This window comes from Salinisphaera sp. PC39 (genome assembly GCF_040361335.1).
Lineage (GTDB): Bacteria > Pseudomonadota > Gammaproteobacteria > Nevskiales > Salinisphaeraceae > APNM01.
Window position 1 is genome coordinate 460,989 of sequence record NZ_APNM01000001.1, and the last position, 16,410, is coordinate 477,398.

A 16,410-nucleotide genomic window follows, 5' to 3' on the forward strand; every position below is an offset into this window, starting at 1 on the left:
CATATATCTCGCCACGGTCTGAGTCATCGATGGACGGCCGATTTGGCCATTAGTATGATTGAGTAGTATTCAATCATACGGGCTCGTGATGCGTTCAACGAAGCAATTGAGCATTACTCTGCCGAATGAGATGGCGGAACTCGTTCGGTCGAGAGTTGCCAGTGGCGAGTACGCAACGGAAAGCGAAGTGATTCGGGACGGTCTAAGGGCTTTGTTGGCGAGAGAGCGGGCCCTTGAAGCGTGGCTCGGAACCGAGGTGGCCAGAGCTTACGATGAAGCTCGGACCGATCCCTCGAGTCTCGCCGACAGCAAGGAAGCGCGTGCAAGGATTGCCGATCTGCATGCAAGGACAATCAAGGGTCAAGGATGATGGATGGCTTCTCTGCGAGTGGACTATTCCGTCCATGCGATGTCGCATCTTGAGTCGTTGTACGTATACATAGCGGAAGATGCCGGCCCCATTAGGGCGGAATCTTTCATCAGCTCCCTGATGACGTATTGCGAGGGTCTTGGGTCTTTCCCGTATCGCGGTACTCGGCGTGACGATATACGCCGCGGTCTGCGTCTGCTCGGTTATCGCCGCCGCGTCACCATTGCGTTCACCGTCGACGAGGCGGCGGTGATCATTCTGGGCGTGTTTTATGGTGGCCGTGACGTGGAAGCCTTTTTACGGTCCTGATAGAGATCACTATCCAGGGAGTGTTGCAAAGTAGTGGCACCGCGGAGCGGTAGAGGGGATTTCTCTTTCGCTGGAAAATCCCCCTCAGTCCCCCTTTGGGAAAGGGAAAAGACGAGAAACGCCTCAATCCACCGTGACGCGATTCACCTCGGCCAGGCTGAGGATGCCGTCGCGCACCTTGTTCAGGCCGGCCCGGCGCAGGTCGATCACGCCTTCGGACTCGGCCTGGTTTTCGATGTCGAGGGCGTTGCCGCCCTCCATGATGATCTGGCCGATGGCCTCGGTGACCGGCATCACCTGGTAGATGCCGACCCGGCCCTTGTGGCCGCCGGTGCAGGCGTCGCAGCCTTCGGGATTGGCCTCGTAGATGCGCAGATCGTCCAGTTCGTCCTCGCGGAAACCCTCCTTGATCAGCTCCTCGCGCGGCACGTCGGCCTTGCGCTTGCACGTCGTACACAGCCGGCGGGCCAGACGCTGGGCGATGATCAGGGTTACCGACGAGGCGATGTTGTAGGCGGGCACGCCCATGTTCACCAGGCGGGTGAGGGTCTGCGGTGCGTCGTTGGTGTGCAGGGTGGATAGCACCATGTGACCGGTCTGGGCCGCCTTGATCGCGATCTCGGCGGTTTCCAGGTCGCGGATCTCGCCCACCATGATCACGTCCGGGTCCTGCCGCAGGAAGGCGCGCAGGCAGGTGGCGAAGGTCAGGCCCACCTTGGGGTGCACGTTCACCTGGTTGATGCCGGGCAGGTTGATCTCGGCCGGGTCCTCGGCCGTGGAGATATTGCGGTCGTCGGTGTTGAGGATGTTCAGGGCCGTGTACAGCGACACTGTCTTGCCGCTGCCGGTGGGGCCGGTGACCAGCACCATGCCGTAGGGCTTGTGGATGGTGTCGTGGAATACCTGCTTCTGATCCGGCTCGTAGCCCAGGGCGTCGATGCCCATCTGGGCGCTGGTCGGGTCCAGGATGCGCAGCACGATCTTCTCGCCGAACAGCGTCGGGCAGGTCGACACGCGGAAATCGATCGCCTTGTTCTTGGACAGGTTCAGCTTGATGCGGCCGTCCTGCGGGATGCGCCGCTCGGCCAGGTCCAGCCGTGCCAGCACCTTAAGGCGCGCGGACAGCCGCATGCCCAGGCCCGCCGGCGGCGCCGCCACCTCGCGCAGTACGCCGTCCTGGCGTAGGCGCACGCGGTATTTCTTCTCGTAGGGCTCGAAGTGGATGTCCGAGGCGCCCTTGTTGATCGCGTCCAGCATCACCTTGTTCACGAACCGCACCACCGGCGCGTCGTCCGTGTCCATTTTGGTGACGTCGACTTCCTGCTCTTCCTCGCCGCCGGTGATGTCCAGGGATTCGAGGTCGACGTCCTCGAGTCCGGACATGCCGCTGTCGACGGCGGACAGGCTGTCCTCGATCGCCTTGGCCAGCTTGTCCTCTTCCACCAGGATGGGTTCGACGACCATCCCGGTGTTGAACTTGATCTCTTCCAGCGCCTGGGTGTTGGTGGGGTCGGAGACAGCCACGTACAGGCGCCGCGCGCGCTTGTAGAGCGGCAGCGCGTGGTTCTTGCGGATCAGGGCCTCGGGCACCTCCTTGATGGGGGCGTTCTCCAGGTCCACCGAGCGCAGGTCGATCAGCGGTACCCCGAACTCGCGGGAGGCGGCCTCCGCCAGCTTGCGGGCGGGCACCGCCTCGGAGGTCACGAGCTGCGTGACGAAGGCCTCGCGCTGGCGCCGCGCGCTCTCCTGGATCTCCAGCGCCTTCTTCTCGGTCAACAGACCGTCGGCGACCAGCCGGCGGGCGAGGCCGTTGAGCGCGCTGCGGCGGACTTCGTTGCTCCGCGTGGAGACCATGATCCCTGTGCGTCTGTGGTTACAAAGCCTTGATCCTAGCGGGAAAGGGCGGGCGCGCAAAGTGTGCCGGCCGCCGGGACACGCCTTCTCTCCCGGATTATCGGCCATCGTCGCATAATGCTGACCCGATGCTTTCCTCCGAGCGACCCTTCATGCAATGATGCGAGCAATACCGATCTTTTCGCTCGATCACGAAAACCGGTGGTTCTGACTGGGTTCGGCAAGGGAATGCGGAACTGGGGGATAGGGATGATCGTCACGTCACGTCCGATAACAATCGTGATCGGCACTCGGGCACAGTTGATCAAGATGGCACCGGTCCTGCGGGAACTGGAGGACCGGGTGCAACCGTATCGACTGGTGTTCACCGGGCAGCACAGCGTCACCATGGAGGCGCTGCTCGCCGATTTCAGCATCGCGACCCGGCCGGAGTACATCTACTCCGGGCCCGAGATCAGCGGCATCGTCCGGATGTTCTTCTGGATGCCGAAGATACTGTTCCGTCTCCTAAGGCGCCGCCGCGCCCTGTTTCGGGACGAGCGCGGCCGGCGCGCGATCGTGGTCGTGCACGGGGATACGTTCTCCACGCTGATCGGGGCCCTGGCGGGCAAGCTGACCGGCTGCCGCGTGGCGCACGTGGAATCCGGTCTCCGTTCCCGGAAGAACTGACCCGGATAGGGGTCTTCCGGCTGGCCGATATCGCGTACTGTCCGGGCGAATGGGCGGTCGGCAACATGGCCGGCTACGATCTGGAAGCGGTGGACACCGGCCACAACACACTCCTGGACGCCCTGCGGGCCGCGGTCGCCGACGAGCGGCCCGGCGACGCTCCGCCATACGAGCGCTACTGCGTGGCTTCGGTGCATCGTTTCGAGAACATCTTCGTGCGCCAGCGCATCGAATGGATCGCCGAGGCCCTGGAGCGCATCGCCGAGTCGTTCGACGTTGTCTTCGTGTTGCATCCGGCGACCGAAAAACGCCTGCGCGCCAACGGCCTGTTCGAGCGTCTGGAGAGCAACCCCCGTATCCATTTTCGCGAGCGCATGCCCTACATGGCGTTCATCCGGTTGCTGGAGGGCTCGGCATTCGTGCTCACGGACGGCGGCAGCAATCAGGAAGAGCTCTATTACATGCAGAAGCCGACCCTGATCCTGCGCAACGCCACCGAGCGCCAAGAGGGTATCGGCGAGCGGGCCGTGCTGTGCGGGTTCGAGAATGACGTGGTGGACGGTTTCCTCAAGAAGGTCTGGCGCGAGGGCACCGGCGAGGACATCCTGTCCTCGGAGATCCATCCCAGCCGGCGGATCGTGGACCATATCCAGAAGACCGGCGGGTGCGACGGGGACATATGAATGCCTTAACGGCAGTCAATCGGCTTCTACAGGCCGCATCCAAGCGTGGTTCCGTGTTGGAGAACCCGCTGGTGCGTCGGGTCGGCGTATTGACGGCGTTGGGCGCCTTTTGCGCCGGATTGGCCCTTGCGTTGAGAGCGCACCCGGACCTTCTGACTGTTCTGGATTATCGCGCCTGGTTGCTGGTGTTTCCGTTGGTGCCCATCACGCTGCTCGCCAATTCGGCGCAGTTCTGGCTGACGGCCCGCCTGATCGGTGTGACTGTGGGTTTGCCCCGAGCCGTCCTGGTCACGGTGCTCAGCGCAGCGGCGAACATGCTCCCTCTGCCCGGCGGCAGTCTGGTGCGGATCGCGGCTCTCAAGAGTCACGCCAACACGTATGGACAGACGACTCTTGCCACGATTTTCATCGCCGGCTGCTGGCTGGGCGTCACCTTGACCCTGGCCGGTCTCGCCCTGGCTTACCTGGAATTTCGCCCGGCGGCCATCGTTTGCGTGTCCTCGGGGCTTCTGGCGCTCGGTGTGTTCGCGGGCCTCTTGCTGAGTCATGGCGCCGCCGCAAGCCGCTGGCTTGTCGGTCTGGTGGCGGTACAAACGGGCATGGTGGTAGTGGGGGCGATTCGTCTCTGGCTTTGCTTCGAAGCGGTTGGGATGTCGGTAGCGTTGCCGCAAGCGACGGTTCTGACATTGTCAAACGTGATTGCCTCCCTGATCGGGATAGCGCCCGCCGGTCTGGGCATAACGGAAGCACTGGCTGCCGGCTTGGCCGCGGCGATTGGCATTTCCGCGGCATCCGGATTCCTCGCCGCGGTTCTGAACCGTATATCCAATCTGATCGTGGTGGGGCCAACCGCCTTGTTGCTGCATGCAATGGATATGAAAGGACGACCCCCCGGTAGTACCGCGGGGAACGAGACATCGAGGGAATGAGGCGACATGTTTAGGAAACCGGTGATGATTCTGGGCGCTCCGCGCTCGGGCACCTCACTATTGCAAAAGATCGTCCGTGAGCACGACGGTTTCAGTTCCGTCGCGAAGGAATCCGGTTTCATCTGGCGCAAGTATTGTCATCCCGCCTTGCAAGACTGGCGCTGCGAGGGTTGTCCGGACGAGCGGATTGATGATGCAGCCGTCGAAGGCATACGCGGGCAATTCCAGCGTTATGCACTATCGTCCAAGGCATGGCGCCGGGCCTCGGGGTTCGACGTGCTTCGCTATCAGCGCTCGCCGATGCTCGCGCCGGTGCTACGGCTCGGGTATTTTGGCTTGGCGGGGGTGTCTCACTTGATCCGTCGCTTGGCGCCCAAGCGCGAGGACGACGCGGATCGTCTCGTCGACAAGTCCGTGCACTCGGCCCTGTTCCTGAACCTGATGGACCGGGTTTTCCCCGATGCCTGCTATATCCATATCGTGCGCGACGGTCGCAAGACCGTCCCGTCCATGATCGACGGTTGGCTGAACCCGGATCGGTTTTTCACCTACAACCTGCCGGGAGGACTCCAAATCCCGGATTATCCGTTCCAGGACTGGAACTTCGCCCTGCCTTCCGGATGGGAGGCCTATCGGGATCGTCAGCTTGCAGATGTGGTCGCCTTTCAATGGACGCGATTGCAACAGTCGATCCTGACGTATTTCGATGCGCCCGGCTTCGAGAATCGCCTGTTGCGTATAAGGCTGGAAGATCTGGTGTCCGAGCCTGAACCTGTCCTGCGCCGCCTGACGGATGTCATGGGTGTGCCCTGGTCGGATTACTGGGAACGCCTGTCGCACGGCATGCCCACGGTCAACGCGAGACCTGGCGATCGCAAAAAGCAGACTTCGGCCGAGGTGTCGGAGCGGATGGAGCGGATGAGCGATACCGAGGCGGTCGAGTTGCAGCGTGTCAACGAGGCCATCGGGTACGGCGAGTAACCGACGGCTCTCATCGGCAGGGACAGGGATAGCGATGTTCGAGAGCGAACGCCTGATTTATATCCAGATGCAGAAAACGGGGTGCACCCACATCGCCGCGGTGCTCTCGCGTCTGTTCGACGGCCGATCGATCGGTAAGCACAACGCCGCCACGCAGATGCAGTTGCGCTCGGGCAAGTTCTTCATCTCCTCGATCCGCAATCCCTGGGATTGGTACGTGTCCCTTTGGTCCTATGGTGTGCAGGGTAATGGCGCACTCATGCGACGTCTGGCGAGGCGCGATCCGGTGCAGGCACTGGCCGACATCCGGAAGGACCCGATCAGACTCTTCAAACTTCCGTATCTCGCATGGGCCAAGGACATAGGCACTTGGCGCGGCGTTTATGATCGCAGCGACAATGTGGCGTCGTTCCGCCGCTGGCTGAAGCTGATCCACGAGCCCCGCAATCGCCCCTTCCTGGCCGAGGGAGCCGGCGATCCGGCTCTGTCGGGACGGATAGGATTCATGACGGCACGGTATCTGGACCTTTGCTGTCGCAAGCCGGAGCAACTGGGCCGGCCAGGATTCATATCGGACTATCGCGACCTGGAGGGATTCGACCGCGAGCGTTGCTATATCGACTATTTTATCCGCCAGGAGGCGCTGGAAGAGGGCTTGTGCGAGGCGATAGAGAGAATCAGGCCCTTGACGCCCGACGAGCGAGAGCTCGTGTTCCGGTCAAGCAAATCGAACACATCCCGGCGCAGCTTCGCCGTGGCCGACTATTACGACGAGGAAACGACAGCACTCGTCGCCAACCGTGACCGGCTGCTTATCGAGAAATTCGGCTACGTTCCGCCCTTGCCTCAGTAGGCCGCATCGGTGGTCGCGAGCGCTGTCCCGAGATCGGCGCTGGAAGGCGGCGCCGGCAGGCGGAAATTTGGGCCGTCTCGTTCGTACGCTTGGCCGAGTTCCGAAATGGTGATATTGGCGACGCCCGCGCGACGGCAATGTACGAGCATTTCTCGCAGCAGGGGCAGGCCTTCAAGCCCGGCGAAGCAGGGGTGGTCGTAAAGCACCGCGAAATGGCGGAACGTCGCGTCGAGTTGCGCCGCGAAATGCGACAGCGCCTGGTCCCGGTCCATCCCACGGGCCGTCAGCCACTCCAGATAGCCGATGCCGCCCGGCTCGCCGGCGAATGCGGTCGGCACTTGTAGCGCCTCGTCCGGCGAGGTTCGCTTCATCGTGTCGGTGTCGGTGTCGGTCCCGTGCGAGTCGGCGAGAATCCGGATGCCGTAATCCGGCAGAATCCCCGCCAGCCCCGGAGGCGTGTTCCAGCCCGGAGAGGCGAAACTCGCTATGTCGGGCACGCCCAGGCGCCTGAGGGCATCGATGCCGAAATCGAGCTCGGCCCGCGTCTTGGCTTCGGGCCAGGTATCGGCGTGACGCTGCCACTCCGCGTGATTGCGTCCGCCATGGAGGCCCACGTCATGACCCTCGGCCACGGCGCGCGCCACGATACCCGTCCGGTCGAGCTCGGCCAGGCGCGGATTGCGCACGGCGGTGTAGATATAGCTCCAGGGGCCCAGCTTTCGCAGGGCGGATAGCTTTTTGGCGGAAACTTTCCCGCCGCGCGTTTTGATGTGCAATCGGCGCAGGACCGCACGGCCGGTATTCACGTAGAACGTAAAACGAACGTCCAGTTCCTTGGCCAGATCAAGCAGCGCCGGCATGCCCCGTACCAGGCAACGCGGCGTATCCACATCGAAGCGGAAGCAAATAGAGCGCGTGATCATGGCCTACTCCTCGCTGCGGTTGCTGGCGTACAACATTTGCGTGATCTGCTCGGACACCAGCCCGATCAGGAATACCAGCACCGACGTTACGGCCAGCAGGGCGCCGAAATTGGTGAAACGGCCCGTGGTCATGAACGTGAACAGGTAATACGCCACGGCGGACGCGAAGAAGAACAGACTGATCGGCAGGAACACCTTCAGGGGCGAGTACAGGGTCCCGACCCGGAAGATGATCAGCAAAAAGCGCGCCCCGTCCCGGAACAGGCGGATATGGCTCTTGGAGCCCTTCTGGCGTTTGGCGACCTCGATCGGCACGAAACCCACCGTGTAGCCGGCGCGGAAAAAAGCCATAGTCGAGGTCGTCGGGTACGAGAAGCCGTTCGGCAGCAGGTGCAGGAACTCCCGGAACAACTTCGCCCGGAACATCCGGAAGCCCGAGGTCAGGTCTTCCACCCGCTGGCCCACCGCCCAGCTCGCCAGCACGTTATAGACCTGGTTGCCGAACCAGCGGCTGCGGCTGGCCTGGGAGCCGGTGCCGCGCGCGCCCACCACCAGGTCGTAGCCCTGGGCGATGCGCGCCGCGAGCTTGTCGATATCCGCTGGATCGTGCTGGCCGTCCCCATCCATGCAGACCACGTACGGCCGGGAAGCGCGCCGAACACCGGACTTGATCGCCGCGCCGTTGCCCTTGGAATAGGGATGCGAGACGACGATCGCGCCGGCGTTGCGGCAAACGTCGGCGGTATCGTCGTCGCTGCCGTCGTCGACGACGATCACCTCGGCGTTCGGGTAACGCTCGCGCAGCGCCGGCAACAAGGTCTTGAGCGCCAAGGACTCGTTCTTGGCCGGCAGCACGATGGAGAATTCGGTATCGGGTATGGTGTCTGACATCCTGTGCCCTCAAAAGTCGTCCCTGACAATCGCGGCCCATTCCCTGGGTCATGGCCCAGGCGCATTGTGACAGATTGCCTACCGCACGTTGATGAAAAGCGTCCGCTTGATCTCTCGCCGGGCCTGGGAGACCGAGTCCAGGATCAGGCCGGAAACGCCGGCCATGCCTGCCAGAATCATCAATCCGCTGGCCAGTATCGCCAATGGCACATGCGTGATGAAGCTGGTCTCGTAGAACTCGTGGAGCACCGGCAGGCCGCACAGCATGCCGGCGAGGAAGAACAGGCCGGCGATGAGATTGAAGAACAAAAACGGACGCGCCTGCTTGATGAGATAGATCACGACGGCCGCGATGCGCAGGCCGTCGCGATAGGTGTTCAGCTTGCTACGTGTGCCCGGCGCGCGGGGCAGGTACTCGGTTGATACCTCGCCCACCGCCGCGCCCACCTCGGCGGCGTGCACCATGAGCATGGTCTCCACCTCGAAGCCCCGCGCCCAGCCGGGCGCGCTCTTCACGAACCGCCGCGTCATCACGCGATACCCGGACATGACGTCCTGGAATTGTCGGTTGAAGAACATGTTCACGAGGGTGGTGATGAAACGGTTGCCCACGACATGCCCCGGACGGAACTGGCCGCCTCCCCGGCTGGCCAGGCGGCTGCCCACGACCATGTCAAGATGCGCGTTGAGCAAGTGCTGCAACAGTTTCGGCACCTCGTGCGCCGGATTGGTGCCGTCCGCGTCGGCGACCACGTATAGATCGGCCTCGATATCCGCGAACATGCGGCGCAACACATAGCCCTTGCCGGGCATTGCCTCGTACCGGACGATCGCGCCCGCCTCGGCGGCGAGCCGGGCCGTTTCGTCGGTCGAGCCGTTGTCGAAGACATAGATATCCGCCCAGGGTAGCGCCTCGCGGAAATCCGCGACCACCTGCCCGATGCTGGCCGCCTCGTTCTTGGCGGGCAGCAAAACCGCGATCGTGTAGCTATCGAGCGCCACGGGAATAGAACTCCTTGAACAGCGATCGCGCGGCCACGAAACCGAGCAATGGCGCGAGACAGGCGACGCCGTACAGCAACGGACGCAGGGGGACGGCATATCGCGGAAATGGGGCGCCGATCATGTGCAGCCCCGTGAAATAGACCAGCACGAACACGCAGAGCCTGGCCGCGAACAAGGTGGCCGGATCGATATCCCGCTTCAGGCTCGGCGCCCAGACCATGATCGCCGCAATCAGCGCCAGAACCAGGATCGGGCCGTGGGCGTGCTGCATCAGCGTAACAACGCTCTGGAACACGACGTTGTCCAGAAACGGCGATTGCAGGACCGGGTACACGAAGATGCCGCCGGCACCGGCGACGATGCTCCAGGACCAGAACGCCAGCGGCTTGCCCAACAGGAACCACGCTAAATACCGGGCAGGCTCGTTCACGATCCGTTCCCAGATGCCGACGAGCGCCGCCTTGACCGACTTGCTGAACTCGGGCGAGGCGGGGTCGAAGTGGTATGGGGAGCCGAACGTGGCGCCCCGTCCTTCGTACATGAAATCCGGATAGTGCCCATGATGCAGGAAATTGATGACCAGATGCGGGTCCGAGGTCATGCCCAGCACGACGAGATTGCGCAGAGGCCACCAGGCGAAAACTGCCACGAAGCCGGCCGCGAACAGGAGACTGGGGCGCAATATCGGTGCCTTGCGGTCGTGCAGGAACAGCAAGATCGGCAGCGCGACCACGAAATACTGCATGATTGGGCGCACCAATGCGCAGGTTGCCAGCACGGTGCCCGCCAATAATAGCCAGGGAACGGCATTGGCCCGTCGCTGGGCCAGCGTCAGCACGTACAACCCGCCCACGAGCAGGAAGCAGAACAGTGTCTCGGTGAGGACGTACGTTTCCAGGCTGATCAGGTGCGGACTGAGTGCTGTCAGCGCCGATCCGGCCAGTGCCAGTCCGACGGGCAGGAACAAGCGGAACAACAGATAGGACAGCAGCACCGTGGCCGTTCCCAGGGCCGCCTGCCCCAGTAGGAGTCGATCCAGTTCCTGCTTGCTGAAGGCGTCGAAGAACGCCGTCAGGAAAAGCGGGTAGCCCGGCGAGCGGACCGCATCGGGTGTCGGCGGCGATTCGCCGGATGGCTTTTGCCGCGAATAGACGCCATGGTGCTTCAGGTTGTACGCATAGGCGACGTACTGACCGGCATCCGCCCGGATCGGTGCCTGCACCAGGGTTTCTGCGGTCGCCTCGAATCTCAGCCAGGCCGCCGCGGCGAGGATCAGGACCAGGCAGATCAACGCCGTGCTGCGGTACGTCCCCGTCATGGCGGCCGTATCCGGAGTCATGATTACGCAGGAACGATCCTGTCGTCCCGGTTGCCGCGGAAACGGCCTCGGGTGTCGATCAGCAGCGGTGCGTGACGTTCGATCAGCTCGTAGTCGAAGTCGTCGTGATCCGTCACCAGCACCACGCAGTCCTGGTCCCGGAGGGTTTCGGCATCCAGCGGCACGCTCTCCAGGGCGAACCGATAATTCCGCATCTTCTTGAAGGTCGGCACGTGCGGATCGCTGTACGACAGCACCGCGCCACGTTCCTCCAGCAAAGTCATGATCTCCGCTGCCGGCGTCTCGCGCATGTCGTCCACGTTCTTTTTATAGGCGATGCCCAGGATCAGTATCCGGCTGCCGGCGATGGGCTTGCGATGGCCGTTGAGCGCCTCGCCGATCTTGTGCACCACCCAGGCCGGCATGGCCCTGTTGATTTCCCCGGCCAACTCGATGAACCGGGTGTTCACCCCGTACTCCCTTGCCTTCCAGGTCAAATAGAAAGGATCGATGGGGATGCAGTGCCCGCCGAGGCCGGGACCGGGCCGGTACGGCACGAACCCGAAGGGCTTAGTCGCGGCGGCGTCGATCACCTCGTGGATATCGATGCCCATGGCATCCGCCACGGTCTTCATCTCGTTGACCAAGCCGATGTTCACGGCGCGATGGATGTTCTCCAGCAGCTTGGTCATCTCCGCGGCACGGGTCGACGACATCGCCACCACCCGGTCCACGATCCGCTCGTACAGCGCGATGCCGCGCTCAAGACAGGCCGGCGTCACACCGCCGACCACCTTGGGTATGGTCTGCAGGGTGAAATCCAGCCGCCCCGGATCCTCGCGCTCCGGCGAGAACACCACGAACACGTCCTCGCCCACCGTGAGCCCGCGCTCTTCGATACGTCCGGCGATTTCCTCGTCCGTGGTGCCCGGGTAGGTCGTGCTTTCCAGTGCCACGGTCTGCCCCGGCCGCAGGTGCGGCAGGATCGCTTCCACGGTGCCGACCACATAACTCAGGTCCGGCTGCAGGTGCTCGTCCAGTGGCGTCGGCACGCACAGGATGATGGCGTCCGCCTCTGCCACACGCGCCAAGTCCGTGGTTGCTTCGAAACGGTCCGAGCGCAGGGCCGCCAGCTTGTCGGCCGGGATGTGGCCGATGTACGAGCGGCCCGCGGCCAGGGCCTCGACCTTCTCTGGATCGTTGTCCACGCCGATCACGCCGCAGCCGACCTCGGCGAAGCGCAGGGCCAGGGGTAGGCCGACGTAGCCGAGGCCGATGACGGCGATCGTTTCCATGTCGCGTCCCATGGTCATAAGTCGGCGGGCGACGGCGATTGACCTCGGTCGACATGCTCGGAGGACGTATGGAACTCGGACAAATCGACCAATTGATAGCGTTCAGCCATGGACATATCCTTCAGCCGGCTCAGGTACGGCCACATCCTGGGCTTGGCGGGGATACGCGGATCGGCGGTCAATCGAGCCAAACGCCGTAATGCCTTGTGTGCCTCGTGGGGCCGCCCCATGCGCAGATACTGCAGCGTAATACCTTGTAGCGCCAGGCTCTTGGCGTGGTTCGGCACCCGGTCGCACATGGTATTGGCCCGCCATAACAGCCGGATGGTTTCGTCGTGCCGGCCATCCAGCGAGAGTGCGCGCGCGTAGTGCATCAGGGCATGATAGCGCGCGTTTCCGCCGCTGTTGGTGGGGTTGATCAGAAAGGCGCGTGTCATGTCGATCAATTGCGCCACGCTCAGTTCGGGACATCGCTCCATCGCCTGTAGCTTGATCACGTGGTACAGGGCGTTGCGGGCGTAGGAGTCCGCGGGGCCGTGCCGCAGCCGTGCCAAGGTTTCACGATACAGATCGGGCGGGATCGCGCCGGAGCCGCAATAGGTGCTCGTCAGTTGCAGCACGGGTCCGATCGCCCGTGTTTCCGACTCCCCGATGGCCTTGAGGAGCATTCTCCGGCCCTGCGCCGTGTCGCCGCCTTGCAAATAGCCATTGGCATAGTTCGTGAGTGCCCTGGCCGAATGCGGCTGATGGCGCAGGGCGTGCAGGTATATGCGGTTCACGTCCGCCCAGATATAGGCTCGGTTGTGCGTGATGTAAGCGTACAGCGACAACAGGCAGCCGAATATCAACAGCAGCCGAAGTAGCGCGGGCTTGCTTGCCTGATGGTGTATTGCGCGGGTGCCGTAATAAGACAGGATGAGCAGCGGTCCCCAGGCCGCGAGATAGTTACGGTGCTCGAAAACCGGCTCCAGTGGCAGGAATGTGGATTCCAGCAGATGCGCGGTATAGAAGACGCCGACGCCCAGGGAGTACACGGGTTGGCGGCGATACAGGATCGCAGCGCTCAGCAGCAGGACCGCATGTCCGCCGATAGCCAGGGCCGTTTTGGCATCAAACGTCCGTTGTATCGGGTAACCATCCTGGAACAGCGACATCTGGTTGATATCCGGCACCAGGATGACCCGGAGGTAATGCCAGAGCGCGTTCGCCTCAGTCAGCAGGCGCTCCTGTAGGGAGAACGGCCGCCCTTGGTAGCTTTGCGTCAGCCCGTCGAAGTGCGTGGCGACATACAGGGCCGCCATGGTCAGGGGGGCGATGACCAGGACGCCCTGCACACCCGTCAGCGCATAACGGGCGCCGGAGGTCCGTGTGTGCCAGCGGAACACCCCGGTTTCGAGCAGCAGGAGGTAGACGGGCAGCAGTGCGGCGTTCTCCTTGCTCAGTACCCCGAGAACGCCGGCCACGGCAACCGCGCCGATCATGGCGGTCGCCGTGAGGCACGGCCTGTGGTCGAGTCGCGGCCTCAGGCCTGCATAGGCGCAAAGCGCTATCAGCACGAAGAATGTCGATAGCTGCGCCATTCTTTGCACGGCGTATAGCGTCGTGCTCACGTTCAGTGGGTGCAGCAGCCAGAGCGCCGCCGCCAACGCGGCGACGATCCAGACACGATTGATCCGAAGCCTGTCCCGCGGCAGAGCGCGGAGAATCGACATTCCCAATAGACAGAAGAGCCCCCCGCAGGCGAGATGCAGGACCAGGTTGCCGACCTTGAACGCCCACGGGTCCAGGTCCGCGAAATAGGTCGTGACGGCGAAAGAGGCCGCCGCGACCGGGCGTCCGAGCCTACCGCTGTAATTGCCCGTGATCGCGCGAATCCACTCGTCCGGGTTCAGGGAATCGACCCGCGACAGGGCGATATTAGCCACATCGTCCAGGATGAAGGGCCCGTTCAGGCCCACGGCGTAACAGGCGACGGTGGCCATCATCGCGGCCGTCATTGTCGCCAGCAACGCTAGTGTGGCGCGCACTTTCATCGGCATGGCTTGATCTGGAAGAGGCTGGCTGGATTACGGACGGGCCGGCGGTTCAATGAGTCCGAACCGCTCAAGAAAGAAAAGGGGGGCGAAAGCCCCCCAATTCCGTCCGGTTTTTTATTGCCGGCTAGACCTCAGAAGTCGAGGCTACCCTCGATCGCGCAGCCCAGCCCGAACAGGCCACCGCTCAGGGTGGAGTTGGCCTGGGTGTACACGACCTGCGTCACACCGCCGCTCACGGTCAGCGAGCCGTCGAGATTGCCGGTGCAATCGCCGACGCTGGTGCTGACGTTGAGGTTCTGGGCGGTGATGGTGTTGCCGCTCTTGACCAGGGCGTTCGGCACGCTAGTCACGGCCGCGTCGGCGCAAACGCCACTACCCGAGAAGTCCAGGCTGTTGAGTGTGCCGTTGGAGCTGTTGGTGATGGAGACACCAGCCTCCGAGGCACACTCGCCTCCCTGGATGCCAGCGGAGTACACCGTCAGGGTGCCGGTCAGGGTGTAGTCGCCCGGCGGCGGCAGTTGCGGCTGCGCCACGGCGCTGCCCATGCCGAGGGCGAACATGCCCATGCCGGTCAGTACGGAGATGAGATGGGTTTTGATACGCATGATGGTTACCTCCTTGTCATGCTTGCGAATTGAAGGGCCTTACCTGGCCCTCGGTGCCGATGAATCGAAGGCAGCTGCCTGTCGATTACCGGCGGCTCTAAGTTAGAACAGACATTTTCGGAATGTCAAGTTTTCTGTTTGGGGCGGCCTTTTAAGGCTGCTAAATCGTCGTCAGAAATCGAGATGCCCTTCGATCGCACAACCCAGTCCGAACAGGCCGCCACTGAGCGTGGAGTCGGCCTGGGTATACACGATTTGTGTCACACCTCCGCTGATGGTTAACGAGCCATCCAGGTCGCCGGTGCAGTCGCCGATGCTGGTGCTGATGCTCAGTCCTTTGAGCGTGACGGTATTATTTGTCTTGGTGAGTGTATTGGGTGTGCTGAGGACGCTCCTGTCCACGCATATTGAGCTCCCAGAAAATCCTAGTGCATTCAAAGTTCCGCTCTGGCTGTCAGTTATATCCACATGGGCAGCCGTATCGCAGGGGGCGGCTAATATGCCAGCTGAATAGATGGAGATTGTGCCGTAAAGCGTGTAATTGCCGGGCGGCGGCAATTGGGGCTGCGCCAGGGCGGCTATGCTGACGAATACGAGTGGCCATGACAGCGTGGCGGCCAGGGTCTGATAGAAGCGCATGATGCCTACCTCCATGTCATGCGGAATGGCCGGGTCTTCCTGGCCCGGATACAGGTTGTTGCCGGTAATGTTTCAAAGCCGGCACTTTCATTGAATGGATTCGCCCGAAGCGTGTCAAGTCACATGGTTGGTGAGCCGTCAACGGATTTTCAGCGACAGGCGCCGTTGCCGCTCCCGCCCGACCACCAGTTCCAGGTGCACTGCCTGGGCCAGCTCCTGCCCCACGAAGTCCCAGTTCACCGAGCCGTCCAGCGGCAGTCCGTTCACCGAGCGTATGAGCGTGCCCGGCGGCAATCCCAGACGCTCGAAATAAGGCTTGCCCTTGTTGGTGGGGTACACGCGAAAGCCTTGCAGGCGATCGTCGCGGTAATAGCCCTGGATGTTGACGTACTGCTGGATGGCCGAGGGATCGGCGGCGACTTCGTCGCGCACCGCCTGGAATGCGGCATCGCCGCGGGGCAAAGATTCGTCCTCGTCGGATGTTTGGTTGGTAGGCGCCTTGTCCAGGGGCAGGGAAAGCTTCTCGAAGCGACCGCCGCGGTCCAGCACCACATGGGTTCGATGAATGGCGTGGAGCCGGGTGCCGGCCATGACCTCGTCGCCCCGCGCGAAGGCTTGCTCCGCCAGCGAGTCGTCGGCGCGGATCAGGGCCCGCTCCCGGCCGCCGTTCGAGTCCGAGACGATGCCGGTCAACTGCAGTTCCAGTGTTGTCTCGGGCGCGTTGAGCGCTTCGCCATTCGGATCGCCCGATGTCGATTTGTGCCCGAATAGCGCGGCGGCGGCTATCGTGTCTAGGTCGATGGCGGGCGCGCCTGCGGCCATGTCTCTGGAACCCGCTGCTGGCGGCGGTGCCAGGGTCGCAACCGGCCAAGTTAGCCATATCAGGTGTGAAAGCGTCAGGCCGATGAGTACGGTGAGTATGGTGTTGCCGAGTTTCGCGGCCTTGGGGATGGCGCCCGTCAATGACAATTGACCGTTGGCCGCCGGCAGGTGGACAAAACGCTGGATTGTTCGCATGACGATCCCTGTCAATTGGTCGGTGTGTGGCTG

At 62.9% G+C, this 16,410-nt stretch carries 15 protein-coding genes and 1 pseudogene; 6 read left to right on the plus strand and 10 right to left on the minus strand.

The genetic code is table 11. The annotated features are described in order from the left end of the window. The first annotated feature begins 88 nt into the window (after positions 1–88). Together PC39_RS02175 and PC39_RS02180 are read left to right on the plus strand one after the other, a co-directional pair. A complete protein-coding gene (locus PC39_RS02175; RefSeq protein ID WP_353251719.1) occupies positions 89–370 on the plus strand; it encodes a type II toxin-antitoxin system ParD family antitoxin in 282 nt (93 codons plus the stop codon). A gap of 3 nt (positions 371–373) precedes the next feature. Next, complete coding sequence (locus PC39_RS02180) at positions 374–679, plus strand: type II toxin-antitoxin system RelE/ParE family toxin (RefSeq protein ID WP_353251720.1); 306 nt, start codon at positions 374–376, stop codon at positions 677–679. Positions 680–802: 123 nt separating this feature from the next. On the opposite strand, the gene pilB is transcribed toward PC39_RS02180, so the two are convergent. Then, positions 803–2,533 (minus strand): type IV-A pilus assembly ATPase PilB, encoded by a 1,731-nt coding sequence (gene pilB, locus PC39_RS02185; RefSeq protein ID WP_353251721.1) that lies wholly within the window; start codon positions 2,531–2,533, stop codon positions 803–805. 387 nt (positions 2,534–2,920) lie between these two features. On the opposite strand from pilB, the pseudogene PC39_RS02190 reads away from it, so the two are divergent. The 4 genes and pseudogenes from PC39_RS02190 to PC39_RS02205 all read left to right on the plus strand — a co-directional run bounded on the left by PC39_RS02190 (position 2,921) and on the right by PC39_RS02205 (position 6,648). Continuing rightward, positions 2,921–3,885 (plus strand): annotated as a pseudogene (locus tag PC39_RS02190) (UDP-N-acetylglucosamine 2-epimerase). Continuing rightward, entirely contained in the window at positions 3,882–4,814 is a 933-nt protein-coding gene (locus PC39_RS02195) for a lysylphosphatidylglycerol synthase domain-containing protein (protein ID WP_353251722.1), read from the plus strand. Before PC39_RS02190 ends, PC39_RS02195 begins: the two are co-directional and overlap by 4 nt. A 24-nt stretch (positions 4,815–4,838) precedes the next feature. Beyond that, complete coding sequence (locus PC39_RS02200) at positions 4,839–5,795, plus strand: sulfotransferase family protein (RefSeq protein WP_353251723.1); 957 nt, start codon at positions 4,839–4,841, stop codon at positions 5,793–5,795. Positions 5,796–5,829: 34 nt separating this feature from the next. Then, on the plus strand, positions 5,830–6,648 hold the full coding sequence (locus PC39_RS02205; RefSeq protein WP_353251724.1) for a hypothetical protein: 819 nt from the start codon (positions 5,830–5,832) through the stop codon (positions 6,646–6,648). Here the strand turns inward: PC39_RS02205 and PC39_RS02210 are convergent. The 9 genes from PC39_RS02210 to PC39_RS02250 form a co-directional block, all read right to left on the minus strand. Further along, complete coding sequence (locus PC39_RS02210; RefSeq protein ID WP_353251725.1) at positions 6,642–7,571, minus strand: polysaccharide deacetylase family protein; 930 nt, start codon at positions 7,569–7,571, stop codon at positions 6,642–6,644. The two genes, PC39_RS02205 and PC39_RS02210, sit on opposite strands and share 7 nt — an antisense overlap. A 3-nt stretch (positions 7,572–7,574) precedes the next feature. Next, complete coding sequence (locus PC39_RS02215; protein ID WP_353251726.1) at positions 7,575–8,462, minus strand: glycosyltransferase family 2 protein; 888 nt, start codon at positions 8,460–8,462, stop codon at positions 7,575–7,577. A 78-nt stretch (positions 8,463–8,540) separates the two neighbouring features. Further along, complete coding sequence (locus PC39_RS02220; RefSeq protein WP_353251727.1) at positions 8,541–9,464, minus strand: glycosyltransferase family 2 protein; 924 nt, start codon at positions 9,462–9,464, stop codon at positions 8,541–8,543. Next, a complete protein-coding gene (locus PC39_RS02225) occupies positions 9,451–10,785 on the minus strand; it encodes an ArnT family glycosyltransferase (RefSeq protein ID WP_353251728.1) in 1,335 nt (444 codons plus the stop codon). Before PC39_RS02225 ends, PC39_RS02220 begins: the two co-directional genes overlap by 14 nt. A gap of 23 nt (positions 10,786–10,808) precedes the next feature. After that, entirely contained in the window at positions 10,809–12,080 is a 1,272-nt protein-coding gene (locus tag PC39_RS02230) for a nucleotide sugar dehydrogenase (RefSeq protein WP_353251729.1), read from the minus strand. Between the two features lie 14 nt (positions 12,081–12,094). Then, a complete protein-coding gene (locus tag PC39_RS02235) occupies positions 12,095–14,119 on the minus strand; it encodes a tetratricopeptide repeat protein (protein WP_353251730.1) in 2,025 nt (674 codons plus the stop codon). A 128-nt stretch (positions 14,120–14,247) separates the two neighbouring features. Continuing rightward, a complete protein-coding gene (locus PC39_RS02240) occupies positions 14,248–14,721 on the minus strand; it encodes a PraA/PraB family alkane oxidation protein activator (protein WP_353251731.1) in 474 nt (157 codons plus the stop codon). Between the two features lie 171 nt (positions 14,722–14,892). Continuing rightward, positions 14,893–15,360, minus strand: coding sequence for a PraA/PraB family alkane oxidation protein activator (locus PC39_RS02245; RefSeq protein WP_353251732.1), 468 nt, complete (start codon positions 15,358–15,360; stop codon positions 14,893–14,895). A gap of 138 nt (positions 15,361–15,498) precedes the next feature. Continuing rightward, the gene (locus PC39_RS02250) at positions 15,499–16,377 is read right to left on the minus strand and encodes a type II secretion system protein N (RefSeq protein ID WP_353251733.1); all 879 of its coding nucleotides are present in this window, start codon (positions 16,375–16,377) and stop codon (positions 15,499–15,501) included. Positions 16,378–16,410 lie beyond the last annotated feature (33 nt).

Bases quoted from the DNA above. Each gene is read 5' to 3' on its own strand.
- PC39_RS02245 (WP_353251732.1), bottom strand. From the start codon at position 15,360: ATGCGCTTCTATCAGACCCTGGCCGCCACGCTGTCATGGCCACTCGTA.
- PC39_RS02180 (WP_353251720.1), top strand. From the start codon at position 374: ATGGCTTCTCTGCGAGTGGACTATTCCGTCCATGCGATGTCGCATCTT.
- PC39_RS02225 (WP_353251728.1), bottom strand. From the start codon at position 10,785: ATGACGGGGACGTACCGCAGCACGGCGTTGATCTGCCTGGTCCTGATC.
- PC39_RS02175 (WP_353251719.1), top strand. From the start codon at position 89: ATGCGTTCAACGAAGCAATTGAGCATTACTCTGCCGAATGAGATGGCG.
- PC39_RS02235 (WP_353251730.1), bottom strand. From the start codon at position 14,119: ATGCCGATGAAAGTGCGCGCCACACTAGCGTTGCTGGCGACAATGACG.
- pilB (WP_353251721.1), bottom strand. From the start codon at position 2,533: ATGGTCTCCACGCGGAGCAACGAAGTCCGCCGCAGCGCGCTCAACGGC.
- PC39_RS02195 (WP_353251722.1), top strand. From the start codon at position 3,882: ATGAATGCCTTAACGGCAGTCAATCGGCTTCTACAGGCCGCATCCAAG.
- PC39_RS02205 (WP_353251724.1), top strand. From the start codon at position 5,830: ATGTTCGAGAGCGAACGCCTGATTTATATCCAGATGCAGAAAACGGGG.
- PC39_RS02200 (WP_353251723.1), top strand. From the start codon at position 4,839: ATGATTCTGGGCGCTCCGCGCTCGGGCACCTCACTATTGCAAAAGATC.
- PC39_RS02250 (WP_353251733.1), bottom strand. From the start codon at position 16,377: ATGCGAACAATCCAGCGTTTTGTCCACCTGCCGGCGGCCAACGGTCAA.
- PC39_RS02215 (WP_353251726.1), bottom strand. From the start codon at position 8,462: ATGTCAGACACCATACCCGATACCGAATTCTCCATCGTGCTGCCGGCC.
- PC39_RS02230 (WP_353251729.1), bottom strand. From the start codon at position 12,080: ATGGAAACGATCGCCGTCATCGGCCTCGGCTACGTCGGCCTACCCCTG.
- PC39_RS02240 (WP_353251731.1), bottom strand. From the start codon at position 14,721: ATGCGTATCAAAACCCATCTCATCTCCGTACTGACCGGCATGGGCATG.
- PC39_RS02210 (WP_353251725.1), bottom strand. From the start codon at position 7,571: ATGATCACGCGCTCTATTTGCTTCCGCTTCGATGTGGATACGCCGCGT.